At 69.2% G+C, this 16,802-nt stretch carries 18 protein-coding genes and 2 tRNA genes; 9 read left to right on the top strand and 11 right to left on the bottom strand.

The window, feature by feature from the left end; all coding sequences use genetic code 11:
* Window positions 1–32: 32 nt before the first annotated feature.
* A complete protein-coding gene (gene fabG / locus BVIR_RS14570) occupies window positions 33–815 on the top strand; it encodes a 3-oxoacyl-ACP reductase FabG (protein WP_055038297.1) in 783 nt (260 codons plus the stop codon).
* A 412-nt stretch (window positions 816–1,227) separates the two neighbouring features.
* Here fabG and BVIR_RS14565 read toward each other — a convergent pair whose 3' ends face one another.
* The 3 genes from BVIR_RS14565 to BVIR_RS16980 form a co-directional block, all read right to left on the bottom strand.
* Window positions 1,228–1,809, bottom strand: a complete 582-nt coding sequence (locus BVIR_RS14565) for an XRE family transcriptional regulator (RefSeq protein WP_060832957.1) — start codon at window positions 1,807–1,809, stop codon at window positions 1,228–1,230.
* A 215-nt stretch (window positions 1,810–2,024) separates the two neighbouring features.
* Window positions 2,025–2,100 (bottom strand) — tRNA-Ala (locus BVIR_RS14560).
* A 185-nt stretch (window positions 2,101–2,285) separates the two neighbouring features.
* Window positions 2,286–2,474 carry a hypothetical protein gene (locus BVIR_RS16980; RefSeq protein ID WP_145911944.1) on the bottom strand — a complete coding sequence of 63 codons (189 nt, stop codon included), beginning with the start codon at window positions 2,472–2,474 and terminating at the stop codon, window positions 2,286–2,288.
* Window positions 2,475–2,645: 171 nt separating this feature from the next.
* Between BVIR_RS16980 and BVIR_RS14555 the strand changes: the two genes are divergently transcribed.
* Genes BVIR_RS14555 through folD form a run of 3 tightly spaced genes read left to right on the top strand, consistent with a single transcriptional unit; the run spans window position 2,646 to window position 4,131 of the window.
* Window positions 2,646–2,924, top strand: a complete 279-nt coding sequence (locus BVIR_RS14555) for a YggT family protein (protein ID WP_055038295.1) — start codon at window positions 2,646–2,648, stop codon at window positions 2,922–2,924.
* 2 nt (window positions 2,925–2,926) lie between these two features.
* On the top strand, window positions 2,927–3,250 hold the full coding sequence (locus tag BVIR_RS14550; protein WP_082417191.1) for a DUF167 family protein: 324 nt from the start codon (window positions 2,927–2,929) through the stop codon (window positions 3,248–3,250).
* Entirely contained in the window at window positions 3,247–4,131 is an 885-nt protein-coding gene (gene folD / locus BVIR_RS14545; RefSeq protein WP_055038294.1) for a bifunctional methylenetetrahydrofolate dehydrogenase/methenyltetrahydrofolate cyclohydrolase FolD, read from the top strand. The genes BVIR_RS14550 and folD overlap by 4 nt, the downstream gene beginning before the upstream one ends.
* 216 nt (window positions 4,132–4,347) lie before the next feature.
* Here folD and modA read toward each other — a convergent pair whose 3' ends face one another.
* The 3 genes from modA to mepA all read right to left on the bottom strand — a co-directional run bounded on the left by modA (window position 4,348) and on the right by mepA (window position 7,060).
* On the bottom strand, window positions 4,348–5,145 hold the full coding sequence (gene modA / locus BVIR_RS14540; RefSeq protein WP_055038293.1) for a molybdate ABC transporter substrate-binding protein: 798 nt from the start codon (window positions 5,143–5,145) through the stop codon (window positions 4,348–4,350).
* Window positions 5,146–5,276: 131 nt separating this feature from the next.
* Window positions 5,277–5,840 (bottom strand): enoyl-CoA hydratase-related protein, encoded by a 564-nt coding sequence (locus tag BVIR_RS14535; protein WP_055038292.1) that lies wholly within the window; start codon window positions 5,838–5,840, stop codon window positions 5,277–5,279.
* 305 nt (window positions 5,841–6,145) lie between these two features.
* A complete protein-coding gene (gene mepA, locus BVIR_RS14530; protein WP_055038291.1) occupies window positions 6,146–7,060 on the bottom strand; it encodes a penicillin-insensitive murein endopeptidase in 915 nt (304 codons plus the stop codon).
* Between the two features lie 95 nt (window positions 7,061–7,155).
* On the opposite strand from mepA, the gene BVIR_RS14525 reads away from it, so the two are divergent.
* On the top strand, window positions 7,156–7,593 hold the full coding sequence (locus tag BVIR_RS14525) for a L,D-transpeptidase (protein WP_236823619.1): 438 nt from the start codon (window positions 7,156–7,158) through the stop codon (window positions 7,591–7,593).
* A gap of 169 nt (window positions 7,594–7,762) precedes the next feature.
* Here BVIR_RS14525 and BVIR_RS17430 read toward each other — a convergent pair whose 3' ends face one another.
* From BVIR_RS17430 to BVIR_RS14505, 4 genes are all read right to left on the bottom strand, one after another.
* Window positions 7,763–8,374, bottom strand: coding sequence for a YegP family protein (locus BVIR_RS17430; RefSeq protein WP_179944854.1), 612 nt, complete (start codon window positions 8,372–8,374; stop codon window positions 7,763–7,765).
* Between the two features lie 136 nt (window positions 8,375–8,510).
* On the bottom strand, window positions 8,511–9,884 hold the full coding sequence (locus BVIR_RS14515; RefSeq protein ID WP_055038928.1) for a sensor histidine kinase: 1,374 nt from the start codon (window positions 9,882–9,884) through the stop codon (window positions 8,511–8,513).
* A gap of 192 nt (window positions 9,885–10,076) precedes the next feature.
* Window positions 10,077–11,501 carry a dihydrolipoyl dehydrogenase family protein gene (locus BVIR_RS14510; protein WP_055038290.1) on the bottom strand — a complete coding sequence of 475 codons (1,425 nt, stop codon included), beginning with the start codon at window positions 11,499–11,501 and terminating at the stop codon, window positions 10,077–10,079.
* Window positions 11,502–11,510: 9 nt separating this feature from the next.
* Window positions 11,511–12,314 (bottom strand): TVP38/TMEM64 family protein, encoded by an 804-nt coding sequence (locus BVIR_RS14505; RefSeq protein ID WP_055038927.1) that lies wholly within the window; start codon window positions 12,312–12,314, stop codon window positions 11,511–11,513.
* A gap of 382 nt (window positions 12,315–12,696) precedes the next feature.
* Between BVIR_RS14505 and BVIR_RS14500 the strand changes: the two genes are divergently transcribed.
* A tRNA-Ala gene (locus BVIR_RS14500) sits at window positions 12,697–12,772 on the top strand.
* Between the two features lie 568 nt (window positions 12,773–13,340).
* Window positions 13,341–13,514, top strand: a complete 174-nt coding sequence (locus BVIR_RS16975) for a hypothetical protein (protein ID WP_156331045.1) — start codon at window positions 13,341–13,343, stop codon at window positions 13,512–13,514.
* Between the two features lie 301 nt (window positions 13,515–13,815).
* On the opposite strand, the gene efp is transcribed toward BVIR_RS16975, so the two are convergent.
* Entirely contained in the window at window positions 13,816–14,382 is a 567-nt protein-coding gene (gene efp / locus BVIR_RS14495; RefSeq protein ID WP_055038289.1) for an elongation factor P, read from the bottom strand.
* A gap of 98 nt (window positions 14,383–14,480) precedes the next feature.
* Here efp and epmA point away from each other — a divergent pair, with 98 nt between their 5' ends.
* Both epmA and BVIR_RS14485 read left to right on the top strand, forming a co-directional pair.
* Window positions 14,481–15,542 carry an EF-P lysine aminoacylase EpmA gene (epmA, locus tag BVIR_RS14490; protein ID WP_055038288.1) on the top strand — a complete coding sequence of 354 codons (1,062 nt, stop codon included), beginning with the start codon at window positions 14,481–14,483 and terminating at the stop codon, window positions 15,540–15,542.
* Window positions 15,543–15,730: 188 nt separating this feature from the next.
* Window positions 15,731–16,801 (top strand): lysine-2,3-aminomutase-like protein, encoded by a 1,071-nt coding sequence (locus BVIR_RS14485; protein WP_055038287.1) that lies wholly within the window; start codon window positions 15,731–15,733, stop codon window positions 16,799–16,801.
* The last annotated feature ends 1 nt before the right edge of the window (window position 16,802 follow it).

Below are 16,802 nucleotides of genomic sequence, written 5' to 3'. Positions count from 1 at the left end.
GTCCGCGGCCGCCACCGACCCAGGAGAACCGTATGCTTCAGTCGCTCGCCGGCCGCGTCGCCATCGTCACCGGAGGTAGTAAAGGCATCGGCCGCGGCCTGTCCGCGCGCTTCGTCGCCGCCGGCCTCAACGTGCTGGTGGTCGGCAGATCCGCCGCCGCCGCCGAGGCCGCCGCGACGGCGCTCGGCCCCACCGCGGTGCCGTTCGCCGCCGACGTTGCCAGCGAGACGGCGTGCGAGGCGATGGTCAAGGCGGCGCTGGCGCGCTGGGGCCGCATCGACGTGTTGGCGGCCAATGCTGGCATCTTCCCCGCCGCCAAGCTCGACCGCATGACGGCGGCGGAGTTCGATCAGGTCATCGACACCAACCTCAAGGGCACCTTCCTGTCGATCAAGGCGGTGCTGCCGGCGATGAAGGCGGCGAAGACCGGCCGCATCGTCGTCACCTCCTCGATCACCGGCCCGATCACCGGCTATCCCGGCTGGGCGCACTACGGCGCCTCCAAGGCCGGCCAGCTCGGCTTCGTGCGCACCGCCGCCATCGAGCTGGCGCCCTACGGCATCACCATCAACGCGGTGATGCCGGGCAATATCCGCACCGAGGGGCTCGACGGCCTCGGCGCCGACTACATCGCCAAGATGGAGGGCTCGATCCCGATGAAGAAGCTGGGCTCGGTCGCCGACATTGCCAACGCCGCGCTGTTCTTCGCCAGCGACGAGGCCGCCTACATCACCGGCCAGGGCCTGGTGATCGACGGTGGCCAGGTGCTGCCGGAGTCGCTGATGGCGCTGGAGGAAATGGACGTCGTCGATTGAGGCCGAGCCCGGCCGACCGCGCCGGGCGTCGCACGACGTGCGCGGGAACGGGCGGTTTCAGGCGGTTTGCGGGTGATCCCTTCGGAGTCTGAGCAACACATCCGCGCTTTGGCCCGACCGAGACGACCCCACCCGGCCGCTTTGCGGCCACCCTCCCCGAAATTCGGGGCGGGAAAGATAAGCGCGACGTTTCCGGCTGTTGTCCCTCCTCCGCTTCAGCGGGGGAGGGTGGGCGGGGGTGCGTCCAATCGGCGAAGGTCCGACCGCTCGCAAAGCCCCGAGCCTATCAACCGGAAACCTCGCCGAAACCCGGTGCTCGAATGCGGGGGGCGAGCGGAACGTGCCGAAACTTAAAAAACCGCCCATCGGTGATCCGGCGCCGCCGGGGCGGATGGGCGCGCCGGGTGCACAATCAGGCCCGGGTCACCACCGACAGGCAGCGGATCATCGCCCCGGAATCGTTCCTGAACAGGTAGCGCGCGCCGGGCGCCAAGTGGATGCAGTCGCCGGCGGTCATCTGGTAGGCGGTGGCCTGCCCCGCCTCGATGATGGTGAGGTCGAGCGTGCCGTCGATCACGAACACTTGGCGGTCGATCCCCACCAGCGGCGGCGGGTCCTGATAGTCGTAGGCGACGCCCGGCGGAAACTCGAATTCGAGCAGGTCCGACAGCGCGCCGGTGCCGTCCGGCGTCAGCTTTCGGCAGGTCGCCATGCTGTCCGGCCGGCTCCAATGGAGCTGGTCGGCGCGGCGGTTGAGCCGCGAGGTGCAGCGGTGGGGCGAGCGCAGCAATTCGGGGAGGGTGACGCCCAGCGTCGAGCACAGCCGCAGCACGATGCTGCCGACCGGGAACCTCTCGCCGCTCTCGATCTTGGCGATCTCGTCGGCGCCGAGGCCGGAGCGCGCGGCGAGGTCGTCGAGGCTGACGCCGAGCTCGGTGCGCAGCACCTTGAGGCGCTCGCCGAGTCCTGGGTCGGTGCCGGACGATCGGGTCATGGCGAATCGATAGGATCGGCTGCGGCGGGACGCAAGCAAAGAGCGGGCGTCGGCGGCGAGCATCGCGCGGTCGCTGCCGCAGGATACCGCCAGGCTGCGGCATCCGCCGGAATGGACAACAAGCCATGCGGCTGCCGCGGCTCGGCCGCAAGCTCGACGTCGTGCCGGAGCGGTGGAACGTCGGGCGTCCAAACGTCAGGGGAATAGTGGCGGGCTGGTGGAGCCGAGGGGATTCGAACCCCTGACCTCTGCAGTGCGATTGCAGCGCTCTCCCAACTGAGCTACGGCCCCGCCACGCGGCGGGTTTTAGGTGGCTCGCCCCCCCGAAGTCAATGGCATTTGCGCAGGCGGGGGTCACAAGGTTGGGGGCAGTGTCTCAGTTTGAATTTTCGTCGTCGCGCTCGCAATCCGCATGACGTGGACCGCGTTGCCGATGACGTCGGCGGGGCGCTTCTCGCCTTTGGGACCGCGTGGCATCAGCCGCCCTCATTTAAGCGACGTTGCAGTTCTGCCCCATGATGCAAATTGTGAGCTTCGGCCTCTGCTGCGGTATCGTATGGGACGGCGACAATGTTGCCATCCAAGCCCACCATGACGGCGAGGAACGGCAGGTTCGCGTCTGGCGGGTTATAGACAGCGAACCAAATTTTGGTGTTGTCAGGCATATTTTTCTCCATGCTTCCCGCTAAGCATATAGGGCTGCGGTCGCGGTGGCGACAGGTGCGTCAACGGCGCGGGATTTCAAACTGAGACACTACCAGGTTGGGCACAGGCTTGCGAGCGAGGCGGCCCCCCTATAAGTCTTCCCCGAGGAACGAGGTACCGGGGGCGCTGCCATGCATTCGATACTCTGGCTGTTCGACACCATCATCACGCTTTATGTCTGGATTCTGATCGCCTCGGCCGTGCTGTCGTGGCTGGTCGCCTTCAACGTGGTCAATCCGCGCAATCAGGTGGTTGCCCAGGTCGGCGAGGCGCTGTGGCGGCTCACCGAGCCGGTGCTGGCGCCGATTCGGCGCTTCCTGCCCAATCTCGGCGGGCTCGACATCTCGCCGGTGGTGCTGATCATCGGGCTGTTCTTCGTCCGCAATATCGTGTTCGAGATCTTCTCCTGACCGTGGCCGGCGACCCCGCTTGGCGCCCCATCGGCGGCGGGCTCGCCATCGCGGTTCGGCTGACACCGCGCGGCGGGCGCGATGCGCTCGACGGCGTGGCGGAGCTGTCCGATGGGCGCCGCGTCGTTGCCGCCCGGGTGCGGGCCGTTCCGGAATCCGGCGCGGCCAACGCCGCGTTGGTGGCGTTGGTGGCGGCGGCCTTGAAGGTGCCAAAGCGCGACGTCGAGCTGGTCGCCGGCGCGACCAGCCGGGTCAAGACATTGCATGTGGCGGGCGATCCGGCGGCCCTCGCCGAAATGCTCAGGAAAGCGACGGAGACGGCATGAGTGCCACCCTGATCGACGGAAAGCCCATCTCGGCGGCGGTCAAAGCCAAGGTCGCGGCCGAGGCGGCGCGGCTTGCCCGCGACCACGGCCTCGTGCCCGGCCTCGCCGTGGTGCTGGTCGGCGAGGACCCGGCCAGCACGGTCTATGTCCGCAACAAGGGCAAGGCGACCATCGAGGCCGGCCTGCGCTCGTTTGAGCACAAGCTGCCCGAGCACACCTCCGAGGCCGAACTGCTGGCGCTGATCGCCCGCCTCAATGCCGATCCCACCGTCCACGGCATCCTGGTGCAGCTGCCGGTGCCGGCGCACATCGATTCGCAGGCGGTGATCCAGGCCATCTCGCCCGACAAGGACGTCGACGGCCTGCACCCGATGAACTCGGGCCGGCTTGCCTCCGGGCTTGCCGCCCTGGTGCCGTGCACCCCGCTCGGCTGCCTGCATATGCTGAAGACGGTGCGGCCTCAGCTCGCCGGGCTCGAGGCGGTGGTGGTCGGCCGCTCCAACCTGGTCGGCAAGCCGGTGGCGCAGCTGCTGCTGGCGGAGAATTGCACCGTCACCATCGCCCATTCCAGGACGCGCGACCTGCCGGCGGTGTGCCGGCGCGCCGACATCCTGGTGGCGGCGGTCGGCCGCCCGGAGATGCTTCGCGGCGATTGGGTGAAGCCGGGCGCCATCGTCATCGACGTCGGTATCAACCGCGTGCCGGCGGGCGAGGGCAAGACCAGGCTGATCGGCGACGTCGCCTTTGCCGAGGCGGCCGAAATCGCCTCCGCCATCACCCCGGTGCCGGGCGGGGTCGGGCTGATGACGGTGGCGTGCCTGCTCGCCAATACGCTGAAGGCCGCCTCGATGCAGGCCGGCCTGCCGGCGCCGCAGATCTAGAGCATTCTCCGCAAAAGTGGATACCGATTTTGCGAAAGAGAATGCGATAGCGCAAAGGCCTCGAGCACCGGATCGGACGCCAGCAGGAACTCGTCGCTCCTCCGCGGATCGGATGAGCATGACGGCGCGAATGCTCGGGCGGGTGGGGCGGCGTCGGTCGTGGCGATGTTGCGATCACGTTCCCGCTCGGTTCCGAGCCGGTCTCCGCAAACCGAATCAATGCGCGAGAATGAAGCCCGATTTCTCGAACGCCGCCTGGGCGGCGGGGGCCTGGAGGAAATCGAGCAGAGCCAGCGCGGCGGCGCCGGCGGAGGGGGTGGCGCCGGCCTCGTAGACGATCGGTGGGTGGCTGAGGTCCGGAAAGACGCCGACCACCTTGAGCGTCGGCTCAAGCCGCGCGTCGCTGGCGAACACCACCGCGAGCGTGGCCTCGCCGCGGCCGACCATCGCTGCGGCAAGGCGCGAGCCGGCGACGGTGACGATGCGGGGCTCGGCGTCCGCCCACAGCGAGAGGCTTTCGAGTGCGGCGCGCGCCGCACCGCCCGGCTGCATCTCCGCCTCGCCGATGGCGATGCGGCCGTCCTGCACCAGTGCCGACAGCCGCGTGCCGGGACCGAGCAGCACCTCGATCAGGCTGGAGGTCTTCTGCGCCACCAGCACCAGACGGTTGCCGACGATGCGGCGGCGGGTGTCGGCGCGAATCAGTTGGTTGCGGATGGCGCGGTCCATTGCCGCGTGAGCGTCGGAAATCAGCAGGTCGGCAGGCGCGCCATCCGCGAGCTGCTGCACCAAGGCGTCCGATGCCCCGTAGCTCACCGTCGCGGCGGTGCCGGTAGCGTCGGCGTGCAGGCCGGCGATCTCGTCCAGGGTCGGCTTGAGGCTGGTGGCGGCCAGCACCGCCAGCGGCCGCGCCTCGGCGCGTCCGGTGCGCACCATCGAAAGCGACAGCGCCGCGGTGGCGCCGATCAGCGCCTCGCGACGGGACGGACGACGAAGGCCTCGGGACACGATCATCACGGCGTTGCCGCATCACGCGGGGGCGAGTCGGGTGGCGCCCGGATGAGCCCACCGAGAAGGGCTTAACCAAGGCGAGCGCCGCTGCCAAGGGCGGTAATTCCGATCGATCGAATGCCGCTAGGTCAGGGTCAGGTCCCGGTCTTCTGGTCCTGCGTCGCGATCGGGCAGTCGACCAATGCCTCCGCCGCCGCGCTGGCGAGGTGGCCGCGGCCGCGGATGGCGAGCTTGGCCATGATCCGCATGGTATCGGGCCGGCCGGCGATGCGCTGGCCCCATTTGAGAGCTTCGTTCACCGTCTGGCCGGGCGCGACGATGGTGTCGACCAGACCCGCCATCAACGCCTCCGGGGCGCGGATCGGGTGATGCGGCGACAGCTCGAAGCTGCGGATCTGGCTGCAGGTCTCGGCCAGCCGCGGATGCAGGCAGCGCGGGGTCGCGCCGCAGCAATAGGCGGTCAGCACCGTGTTGCGGGCGGCGATGCGAAAATCCAGCACCGCGGCGAGCGCGACGTCGGTGGCGGCCAGCGTGCCGCCAAGCGCGGCGATGGTGGTGATCCGCAGCGCGGACCAGGTCGCCAGCACGTTGTGCCAGTTCGCGGGCACCGAACGGCAGAGCGCGTCGCCGCCGGGCAGCGACAGCACGACGACACTGACATCGGTGGAGGCTTTCAACAGGTCGGCGATCTGCAGCAATGGCGCCGACGGGTCCGCGCACGCTCCACCATTTCGCTGGGTAATGGGCGCTTCCGCATCCGGCGCCACCAGAGCAACCGATCCGAAGCGAATGACATGGGGCTTTGCAAACATCGCGTCCCCGTCCTTTCGCCTGCCAATTTGACGTCCTTTAAAAGCTACAACGGACAAAGCAGACGTCAAAAAATTAAAAGCAGGGAGTTGCGGCGACAATTCGGTCCACCGCCGTTGGATGAATCACGGCTGTCGGGCGTCCTCCTCTGCAGGGCATCGATCACGAAAAGATCAGTGGATGGCGAAGCGTGTCATTTTGCCGCGAGCATGTCTCGGCAGGCCGGCGGCAAATCCTGCAACGTCAAGGGCGGCGACGGCGGCGCCGGCGGCTTGGGCTTGCGCGCCGCCGCGCTGAACCACCAGGCGAGGTCGGCACCGCAGCCGTCGCCGGCGGGCACATGACCTTGATCCTTGCAGTCGGCGGCGCCGGGCGGGCAGCTGAGCCGGATGTGGACATGATAGTTGTGGCCCCGCCACGGCCGCACCTTCGCCAGCCAGGCGCGGTCGGCGCCGGCCTCCCGGCACAGCGCCTTCTTGATCGCCGGATTGGCGAAGACGCGCGAGACCTCCGGCTGGAGGGCGGCAAGGCGGATGAAGGCGCGGTGGCGCGCCGTCCACACCGCGGGGTCGACGTCGTTCCAATCGGCCGCCACCACATTGGTGGCGCTCATCGTCTCGCGATCCTCGCGCGACAGCGTGTGCGCCGGCATCGGCGTCAGCCAGATGTCGGCGTCGAGCCCGATCTGGTGGCTGCCGTGCCCGGTCAGCATCGGCCCGCCGCGCGGTTGCGACAGATCGCCGATCAGCAGCCCCGGCCAGCCGACCGCCGCCGGCACGGTCTGCGCCAGCCGCTCGATGAACGCGATCAGCCGCGGATGGCCAAAGCTGCGATTGCGCGACGGCCGCATCACCTGCCACGTCGTGCCGTCGGCTGGCAGGGCAGCGGCGCCGGCGAGACAGCCGCGGGCGAAGCCGCCGATTGCACGCGGCGGCGCCGGCGAGGGAACGAGCGCGCGGCCGAACAGTTCCTTCGCTGCGAGCTTGGGATCGTCGGGATCGGCGAGCGGCGGCAGTGGCGCCGGCGCCAGCGTTCCCGGCGTCTGGGCGCCGGCCGAACCGCCGAGCACCGCCGCAAGCGCGAGAACGAAAACCAGACGAGCCGGCATGGTTGGCCCTGCTGTCGGAGGTGGCGAAGTGCACGTCGAACTGTACAGCCGGCGGCGGGCGAAGAAAATCAAACAGCGATGAGCGGGAGAGTGCGGTGGTCAATGCGTTCCGCGTGGCGGCGATGGTCGCCATCATCCTCATAGCCGGTGCGGCTGGCCCGCTGAAGGCGGCGGCAGAGCCGGTGGTGGTGCGCATCGAGCTCGGCCAGCAGCGCATGACGGTTCGGGGCGGCGGCGTGCGCTACATCTGGCCGGTCTCGACCGCCCGCCGCGGCATGGTGACGCCGCTCGGCAGCTACCGTCCGAATGCGATGGTGCGCTGGCATCGCTCGACGCTCTATCGCGGCGCCCCGATGCCCCACTCGATCTTCTTCACAGGGAATTACGCCATCCACGGCACCACCGAGATCGGACGGCTCGGCAGCCGCGCCTCGCACGGCTGCGTGCGGCTGCACCCCGCCAATGCCCGGAGGCTGTTCGAGTTGGTCGGCGATGCCGGCCGGTCCAATACCCGAATCGAGGTCGTGCGCTGATAAGGCTTCGGGAAGATCGCGGCGCGTGATGGCATGCGCCGTGCGCCGGGCATCGTCCGCAAGTATCCGGACGGTGACGAGGCGTTGCGCACTCGTCACCGTCCGTCCGGTCTCGATCCGTTCGATCCGGCGCGGCGTATGGCTTCCGGCCCGATCGCCGGACGCCGTATCAGTTCGCGGCTTCGCTCGAAACCGACGTCGGCTCCGGCGCCGGCGCGGCCTCCGGAATGGCCACGAGCCTCGGCTTGCGTGGCGCCTTCACGCGCGGCTTGGTCGGCTTCGCCTCCTTGGCCGGCGCGGCCTTGGCGGCCTTGGTGGTGCGAGGTGCCTTCGGCGCCTTGGCCACTTTCGCGGCCTTGGTGGTTTTGGTCACCTTGGCCGGCTTTTCCTTGGTCGTCTTTGCCGCGCGGGTGTCCTTGGCGACCTTCGTTGGCTTGGCGACCTTGGTGGTTTTGGCCGCCTTGGTCGTCTTCGCCGCCTTGGTCGTCTTCGGGGCTTTGGTGGTCTTGGCGGCTTTGGTCGTCTTCGCCGGCCTTTCGGCCTTGGCGGCCCTGCTGGCTTTGGCCTTGGCGGCCTTGGCGAGCGCTTCCTTGGTCACCTTGGTCGAATCCACGATCGCCGCGCCAGGGCCGTTCTTGAGAAACGACTTGATGGCGTTCATGGCCGACGCTTTCGCGGTATAGCCTTCGCTCTGGAATAGAGTCTCGCCGTTGCGCGCCTTAAAGCGGACGCGGAACTCGCCCTTGCGGTCTTTGATGATTTCGAAGCTGTAGCCCGGCACGATCACATCCTCCCTGCTAGGCTTAGCGCGCGATTCGACGCAGTGTCGAAGCCTTTCGACAAGTCAAGCCACCCGTCAAGGGCAACAGCTCAAATTCGATCGTCAACGGCTAAAATTCTTTGCCGAGCCGCGGATTTCAGGCGCGTGCGCGGTGTCGGCGTTCAGCACTCAGATCGACGGCACGGTCGGGAATGGTGATGCGGAACGTTGCGCCGAGCGTGCCGTCGACGAGGTGAATGTCGCCGCCGTGCGCGCGCACCAGTTCGGCGGCGATCGCAAGACCAAGGCCGGCACCGCCGCGCCGGGTCGAGCCCTGGAACGCCTCAAACAGGTGCGCGCGCGCCATGGGCGGTACGCCGGGCCCGGTGTCGGAAACCTCGATCGACACCACCGCGCCCTCGCGCCGCGCCGCCAGCCGCACCTGATCGCGGGCGGGATCGTTGGGCGCACGCTGCTCCAGCGCCTGCACGGCGTTGCGCGCGAGATTGACCAGGATGCGCAGCAGGTGATCGGGATCGGCGTCGACTTCGAGGTCGCGCTCGATTGCCGTCACCCAGCCGATCGCGCTGCCTGGCAGCAGCCCCACCGTCTCGCGCACCTCCTCCGCCATCGGCGCCATCGCCACCTTCTGGCGGTTCGGCGGCTTCTCCTGCGCGGCGCCGTAGGTGAGGGTCGACTCCGCAAAGCCGATAGCGCGGTCGAGCGCGCGGATCAGCATCGGCGTGAAACGCTGCACCTCCGGGCTGTCGATCGCCGACAGCCGGTCGGACAACAGGTGCGCCGAGGTCATCATGTTGCGCAGGTCGTGGTTGATCTTCGACACCGCGAGCCCGAGCGCCGCCAGCCGGCTCTTGGACTGCAGCGTGCTCTGCAGCTCACGCTGCATGGCGCCGAGCTCGTGCTCGGCAAGGCCGATCTCGTCGGTGCGGGCCGATGGCACGATGACGCGGCTGACGTCCTCGGGGTGGGCGCGGAACGCCGTCATGTTGGCGGCGAGGCGATGGATCGGCCGCACGATCAGGCTGAGCAGGGCGGCGTAGACCAGCGCCGCCGTCATTCCGGAGATCGCCAGCGACAGCAGAAGAATGTTGCGGGCGTAGATCAGCATCGCCAGCCGCAGCGGACGCTCGTCGATCACGATCTCGATGAAGCTGTCGGGGATCGGCGTCGGGCCGACCACGCGCAGGATGCGGTTGTTCTCGGTGGTGAGCGTGTCGAAGGCGTCGGCGATGGCGATCCACGGCGGCACGTCGCGGGTGTCGACGTTGACGTCGACCTTGGGCACCTCGTCCGCGATCGCGAGCAGCCGTCGGGTGTCGGGGGTCTTCAGCGCCACCGCGTGGGCGTTGACGCTGATCAGCAGATCGCGGGTCAGGCTGGCCGGGATCGCGCCGTCCGGCACCGCGGCCCATACCAGCGCGGCGGTGTGCGCGGCGGCGAGGCGGTCGGCCAGCCACACCAGGCGGTAATGGGCGACGGAGGGAACGAAGATCGCCACTTCCGCCACCATCACGAACAGGATGGTGAGGAGAAGCAGGCGGCCCGACAGGCCAAGGCCGGTCCGGCGAAATCCGGTCGAGGCGGTGCCCGCCGTGTCCGGCGTGGCCTGGGTGCCGAGTTTGGCTGCGGGGTCGGTCCCGGCGTCTGCTCTGGGTTCGAACTTGGCTTGGGTCATGGTGGCCGGCGCGTGAAAGGGCCCTTGTCACCCGAGCCAACGCAGAAGCCCGATGAGACGTTTCACCAGTGGGCTGGTCAAACGCGGCGCGAAGAAGGCGAGTGCTACCCGCCTTCCAATTTCAGAAACGGTTGGATAGGGCAAGACGAAGCTGGTGAAAGCCCGAATGTTGCTTCGCCTCGCCAACGCAAACGACCAGGTGGCGATTATCTCGCCGGCGCCGGCGCCGACGATGCTGACACCGAGGATGCGGCCGCGCGGCGTCGTCACCACCTTGATGAACCCTGCGGTGTCGTGCTCGGTCTGGGCGCGGTCGTTGTCGCGCACCGGCCAGCGCACCACCCGGACGTCGCGGCAACGGGCGCGCGCGGCGGCCTCGCCGAGCCCGATATGGGCAAGCTCGGGGTCGGTGAAGGTGACGCGCGGGATCAGGTCGGGATCGAACGACACCGGCAGCCGGAACAGCGCATTCCTTATCACCAGCGTGCCTTGATGGCCGGCGAGGTGGGTGAACATGGCACCGCCGCCGACGTCGCCGATGGCATAGACCCGGCGGTTGGTGGTGCGCAGGCCGCGGTCGACCGCGATGCCGCGCGATGACGACGCAATGCCTGCCTGCGCCAGTCCGAGGCTGTCCACCGCCGGCCGCCGGCCGGCGGCGATCAACAGGTGCGAGGCGATAACGCCATGGCGTTGCGCGCCGTCGTCGAGGTCGATGGCGACGCCGTCGCCGTCGCGGCGGACGCCGGCGATGCGGATGCCGGTGCGCAGCTCCACCCCCTCGTGCGCCAGTGCCGCGGCCACCGCCGCGCTGCACTCGGGGTCCTCGCCGGCGAGCGGGCGGCCGCCGTCGAGCACCGTGACGCGCGCGCCCAGCCGGCGGAACGCCTGCGCCAGCTCGCAGCCGACCGGGCCGGCGCCGACGATGGCGAGGTGACGCGGCAGCGCCGCGACATCCCACACGGTGTCGGTGGTGAGAAACGGCGTCTCGGCCAGCCCCGCGATGTCCGGGATCGCCGGCACCGAGCCGGTGGCGATCACGAACCGCCGCGCCGCGATCTCGGCATCGCCGGCGACCACGCGGTCGGGCGCGACGAAGCGGCCCTCCGCCCGGATCACGGTGACGCCGAGCGCAGTGAAGCGCTCGGCGGAATCGTTCGGCGCGATCGCCGCCTGCACGCCGCGGACCTGCGCCATCACCGCGGCGAAGTCGACCGCGGGTTCGGCGGCGGCGATGCCGAACGCGCTGGCGGTGCGGATGGCGTGGGCGCGCTTGGCGGCGGCCAGCAGCGCCTTGGACGGCACGCAGCCGGTGTTGAGACAGTCGCCGCCCATCCGATGGCGCTCGATCACCACCACCGGCACGCCCAACGCCGCCGCCGCGGCCGCCACCGTGAGGCCGCCGGCGCCAGCGCCGATCACGCACAGATCGGGGGTCAGAGGCTGCGCCATGGTGCCCCGTCAGGTCGGGCGCTGCGCCGGCGCCGCCGGCCGGCGCAGGCGTTTGACCAGCAGCGGCAGCAGCGCCAGCACGCTGAGCGCGGTGAGGCCGGCGATAAAACCGGGCGTCAGAAAATCGCCGACCGACAGCGTCACCTCGCACGGCGCGCCGCCGCGGGCCACGCAGGCGGCGACCGCGGCGCGCTCGGCCTTGAGCGTGCCGCCGAGGCCGGAGCCGATCAGCGCGAACACCAGCGTCGCCGGCAGGATGCCGATCGCCGTCGCCACCACGTAGGTCGACAGCCGGACCCCGAGCAGCGCCGGCACCAGGTTGACCAGCCAGAACGGGAACGCCGGCACCAGCCGGAGGAAGAGAAGGTAGCTCAGCGCGTTGCGCTGGAAGCCGCCGGCGAGTTGGGCCAGGGTGCCGCCGGCCCGCCGCGCCAGATCGTCGCCGAACGAGGTGCGGGCGATCAGAAACACCGCAGTGGCGCCGGCGGTGGCGGCGACCAGCGAGGCCAGCGTGCCGCCGAGCCAGCCAAACAGCAGCCCGCCCAGCAGCGTCATCACCGCTGCCCCCGGCAGCGACAGCGCGGTGACCGCGGCATAGCCGGCGACGAACACCGCGGCGGCGGTGAGCGGGTGCGAGGCCACCAGGGCCTCCAGCGCGGCGTGGTGGTCGACCAGCGCGGCGAGCGACAGGTAGCGGTGACCGCCGAGCGCCAGCGCCGCGACCATCGCCGCCGCCACGGCCGCGGCCGGCAGCAGCCGCCGCCAGCGGCGGAGCGCCGGGCCGGGGCGGCGGGGAGCGGGTCCCTCGATCATCGGCGGCTCCAGGCGTGTCGGCCGGCAGAACACCGGCACGTCGGCGAAACGGCGGTGCGCCACCCTCGACGCGGCCGGCTGCGGGCCGGCGTCGACGATTCGGTGGTCATGCCGACGTCGTGGAGTGGATTTATAGCAGCAAGCGGTCGATTGCCGCGGTCCTCACCGCCATGTGACCCGGCCGCCGGGTGCGAAACGCTGGTACCGGCGTCCTCTTGCCGCGTCCGGCTGGCTCTGGTGGGGAAAATTGGTGCGGTGCCGCTTGTGCTCGCCGCCGGTTTGTGGTTTTAGGTCACCCGCGCCGGCCGGGACATCCCGAACGACGCGCCCGTATCGGCGACTGCTTCCCATGGGTCCGACTGGACCCGCGCCGATGCCCGGTGGGGCCATAGCTCAGTTGGGAGAGCGCTTGAATGGCATTCAAGAGGTCAGGGGTTCGACTCCCCTTGGCTCCACCAAATTTCTTTTGCCGGTAAATACCCTAGAAAACTCAAAGACTTAAGCGGGCAGCCCTGCGGGCTGCGCACCTGGTGCGCCACCGGAAGTGCAGCGCCCGCTTTGGCGGCGAGCATGGCAGGTCGTGCCCAAGAGGTGGCGCGCTCGTGAGATGACACGTCAGGCGCGGCGAGGCCGGCGGACCGCTGGCAGGCTGCGATTCCTCACGTGGCATGGCTCTGACGCAAGGGAGGCTGGACCTTTAGGTCCGGCCTCTTCGTGTGGTTCGGCCTGCGATGGGTGCGGATGCGCGGCTGCCGGGTTGTGCCTCACGCCGCCTGGCGATCCGGACAGGGGCATGGCCCTCGGCGATGCGTCAGTTCAGCCCTCGGAACATCGGGTGGCGCCCCGGACCGGCGGCTCGGCCGGCCCGCGACCCAGCCAAGCCAAGGCAGAACAAGTCACGCGTCTGTTATCCGTTGGCATGATCCGGGTGAGAGCGAACACGTATCACCTCGCAGAGCGTGCGCGGAAAGACGCTCTGGTGAAGAGGCGCAGGGGGAATCACTCTAATTAAATGGAGTCTGCAAAATGAAGAAAGCATCTGCAATCGGAGCAGCCTCTCTGGTCCTCACCTCGACGATTGCTTTGGCGTACGTCAACCAGGATGGGTCGATCACGCCGAGCATCACCGACCCTTATCTTTGGATCAACTTCACAATTCTTGGCCTTCCGGCCATCTGGATTGCCTTCGTTTACAACTAGTGACACGGTTTCCGGCCGATCAGGTCGGAGAACCGTATTCCGATCGCCGGAAAACCCTTATTCGCAAAGGGGTTTTCGGCGAGCTTGTTTCCGGGAGCCCGAAGGGATCATCCGGAAACCGTATGATCGGGGTGCCGACTGAAGGCTGTGTCGATCGGCGCCCTTTTCGCCTGCTGCCGAAAGGTCCGCTCGGGAGCGCGAAGGCAATCCATGCCGCTGGCCGCCCGCCGAAAACCCGATGTCGAACACGGGGTTTCGGCGAGGGTGTTTTCGGGATCGGAACGATCGTCCGAACGCCGGATCAGTCCTTGGCGCGCTCGCAATAGGCGCCGTCGGCGGTCATCACCACGATGCGGGTGCCGACATCGATGTGCGGCGGCACCAGGGTCTTGACGCCGTTGGACAGCAGCGCGGGCTTGTACGACGAGGAGGCGGTCTGCCCCTTCACCACCGCCTGGGTCTCGACCACCTCCAGCGTCACGCGCTGGGGCAGGTCGATCGCCACCGCGTTGCCCTCGAACACCGACAGCATGCACTCCATCTCCGGCTGGAGATAGACCGCCTGGTCGCCGAGCACGTCCTTGGAGACCGCGATCTGGTCGTAGTTCTCCTTGTTCATGAAGTGGAAGCCGTCGCCGTCCTCGTAAAGGAAGGTATAGGGGCGGTCCTCGACGTGCGCGCGCTCGACCTGTTCGGTGGTCTTGTAGCGCTGGGTGGTCTTCACCCCGTCGCTGATCCGGCGCATGTCGATCTGGGTGGTCGGCGTGCCCTTGCCGGGAAAGAAGCTCTCGGCCGAAATCACGGCGTAGAGCCTGCCGTCGACTTCGAGAATGTTGCCCTTGCGGACGGAACTGGCGATGACTCTCACAGGAATTCCCTCGGGCTGAGCGCCGGCGCGCCCGAAAAGCGGCGCAGCGCGGCTGGATATGGTAGGGGCCGAGCTTCATCTGCCCGAGGTCGCGTGCAATGTCCACTCCTTCCCGATGGTGGGATCCCCGGCGCTATGCCGACCGCCGGCCGATCCTGCTCGCCCGCAGCCGCATCGTCTCGGCGCTGCGGGCGTGGTTCAAAGATGAGGATTTCGTCGAGGTCGAGACCCCGGCGTTGCAGGTTTCCCCGGGCAATGAGCTGCACTTGCATGCCTTTTCGACCGAGATCATAGCAACGGACGGCCGGCGGGCTGATCTTCACCTTCACACCTCGCCGGAGTTCGCCTGCAAGAAGCTGTTGGCGGCCGGCGAGCCGCGGCTGTTCACCCTCGCGCGGGTGTTCCGCAACCGTGAGCGCACCGCGCTGCACCATCCCGAATTCACCATGCTGGAATGGTACCGCGCCAACGTCCCCTACACCGTGCTGATGGACGACTGCGCCGCGCTGTTGGCGGCGGCGGCGCGGGCGGCCGGGGTGGTGCGTTTCAGCTGGCGCGGCGCCACCGCCGATCCGTTTGCGCCGCCGGAGCGGCTGACCGTCGCCGCCGCGTTCGCTCGCCACGCCGGTATCGACCTCATCGCCACCCTCGACGGGACGAGCGGCAACCGCGACGCGCTGGCCGCGGCGGCCGCGGCGCGCGGCGTGGCGGTGGCGGCGGACGACAGCTGGTCGGACGTGTTCACGCGGGTGATGGCGGAGAGGATCGAGCGCCGGCTCGGCTTCGAGCGCGCCACCATCCTCACCGACTATCCTATTCCCGAAGCGGCGCTGGCCAGGCCGAAGCCCGAGGATGGCCGGCTCGCCGAGCGCTTCGAACTCTATGTCTGCGGCGTCGAGCTCGCCAATGCCTTCGGCGAATTGACCGACCCCGCCGAGCAGCGCCGCCGCTTCACCGCAGACATGGCCGCAAAGCAGCGCCTCTACGGCACGGCGGTGCCGATCGACGAGGATTTCCTCGCCGCGCTAGCGCTGATGCCGGAGGCGGCCGGCATCGCGCTCGGCCTCGACCGGCTGGTGATGCTGGCGACCGGTGCCCCGCATATCGAGCATGTGCTGTGGGCACCGGTCGCAGATGTGTTCGGCGGGGAAAGCGGGTAAACGAGCACGCTGTGAACTCGTTCGTCCCGTCGTCCCGGACGAAGCGGGATGCGCAGCATCGCGCTTTGAGCCGGGACCGTGACCAGAATGGGCGCCTTTCCTGCCGATGGTCCCGGGTCGCGCGGCGTTGCCGCTTGCCCGGGGCGACGACAGCCGGAGCGTTCAGCCAGGATCTCAAAGCAGCGCCGATGACGGCCCGAAGCACCGCCCCCAAAGCCCTCACCTCGGTCGGCGACCTCATCGGCGCCGGGCTGGTGCCGGCCGAGCGGCGGGCGGCGCTGGAGCCGGTCGCCGCGCGCTATGCGGTCTCGATCACCTCGGCGGTGGCGGCGCTGATCGATCCCGCCGACCCGGCCGACCCGATCGCCCGCCAGTTCGTGCCCGACCTTCGCGAGCTCGACGACGACCCGATCGCGCGCGCCGACCCGATCGGCGACGACGCCCACAGCCCGGTGCCCGGCATCGTCCACCGCCACCGCGACCGGGTTCTGGTCAAGCTGATCAATGCCTGCCCGGTCTATTGCCGGTTCTGCTTTCGCCGCGAGACGGTCGGCCCCGGCGCCGGTGCGCTGACGCCTGATGAGCTGGAGGCGGCGCTGGGCTATATCGCCGGCCACCCGGAGATCTGGGAGGTGGTGTTCACCGGCGGCGATCCGTTCATGGTGTCGGCCCGCCGCGCCGCAGAGCTGGTGCAGCGGCTGTCGGCCATCGCCCACCTCAAGGTGCTGCGCTGGCACACCAGGGTGCCGGTGGTGGCGCCGGAGCGGCTGACGCCGGAGTTGGTGCGGGCATTGGCGAGCGCCACTCCGGCAAGCTGGGTGGTGCTGCACGCCAACCATCCGCGCGAACTCGGGCCGGCGACGCGAGCGGCCTGTGCCCGGCTGATCGATGCCGGCATCCCGATGCTGTCGCAGAGCGTGCTGCTCAAGGGCGTCAACGACGATCCGTCGGTGCTGGCGGCGCTGATGCGCGGCTTCGTCGAAACGCGCATCAAGCCCTATTACCTCCACCACCCCGACCTCGCCCCCGGCACCGCCCACCTCCGCCTGCCCCTGGCGGCCGGGCGCGAGCTGGTCCATAAGCTGCGCGCGGACGCCTCCGGCCTGTGCCAGCCGACCTACGTGCTCGATCTGCCGGGCGGCTTTGGCAAGGTGCCAGTCGGGCCGGCCTATCTCGCCGCGCTCGCCGAGGACGGCAGCGGCGAGGTGCGCGACCTCGCCGGCCGCAGCCACGCCTATCCGCCGAACGGCGAGCCGTGAT

It is taken from the genome of Blastochloris viridis (assembly GCF_001402875.1).
GTDB classification, from domain to species: domain Bacteria; phylum Pseudomonadota; class Alphaproteobacteria; order Rhizobiales; family Xanthobacteraceae; genus Blastochloris; species Blastochloris viridis.
Note: the sequence above shows the minus strand (reverse complement) of the source record. Positions and strands in the feature narration are given on the sequence as shown.

Coding starts and splice junctions, on each gene's coding strand:
- fabG (WP_055038297.1), top strand. CDS start 33: ATGCTTCAGTCGCTCGCCGGCCGCGTCGCCATCGTCACCGGAGGTAGT.
- BVIR_RS14565 (WP_060832957.1), bottom strand. CDS start 1,809: ATGACCCGATCGTCCGGCACCGACCCAGGACTCGGCGAGCGCCTCAAG.
- BVIR_RS16980 (WP_145911944.1), bottom strand. CDS start 2,474: ATGCCTGACAACACCAAAATTTGGTTCGCTGTCTATAACCCGCCAGAC.
- BVIR_RS14555 (WP_055038295.1), top strand. CDS start 2,646: ATGCATTCGATACTCTGGCTGTTCGACACCATCATCACGCTTTATGTC.
- folD (WP_055038294.1), top strand. CDS start 3,247: ATGAGTGCCACCCTGATCGACGGAAAGCCCATCTCGGCGGCGGTCAAA.
- modA (WP_055038293.1), bottom strand. CDS start 5,145: ATGATCGTGTCCCGAGGCCTTCGTCGTCCGTCCCGTCGCGAGGCGCTG.
- mepA (WP_055038291.1), bottom strand. CDS start 7,060: ATGCCGGCTCGTCTGGTTTTCGTTCTCGCGCTTGCGGCGGTGCTCGGC.
- BVIR_RS14515 (WP_055038928.1), bottom strand. CDS start 9,884: ATGGTGGCGGAAGTGGCGATCTTCGTTCCCTCCGTCGCCCATTACCGC.
- BVIR_RS14510 (WP_055038290.1), bottom strand. CDS start 11,501: ATGGCGCAGCCTCTGACCCCCGATCTGTGCGTGATCGGCGCTGGCGCC.
- BVIR_RS14505 (WP_055038927.1), bottom strand. CDS start 12,314: ATGATCGAGGGACCCGCTCCCCGCCGCCCCGGCCCGGCGCTCCGCCGC.
- BVIR_RS16975 (WP_156331045.1), top strand. CDS start 13,341: ATGAAGAAAGCATCTGCAATCGGAGCAGCCTCTCTGGTCCTCACCTCG.
- epmA (WP_055038288.1), top strand. CDS start 14,481: ATGTCCACTCCTTCCCGATGGTGGGATCCCCGGCGCTATGCCGACCGC.
- BVIR_RS14485 (WP_055038287.1), top strand. CDS start 15,731: ATGACGGCCCGAAGCACCGCCCCCAAAGCCCTCACCTCGGTCGGCGAC.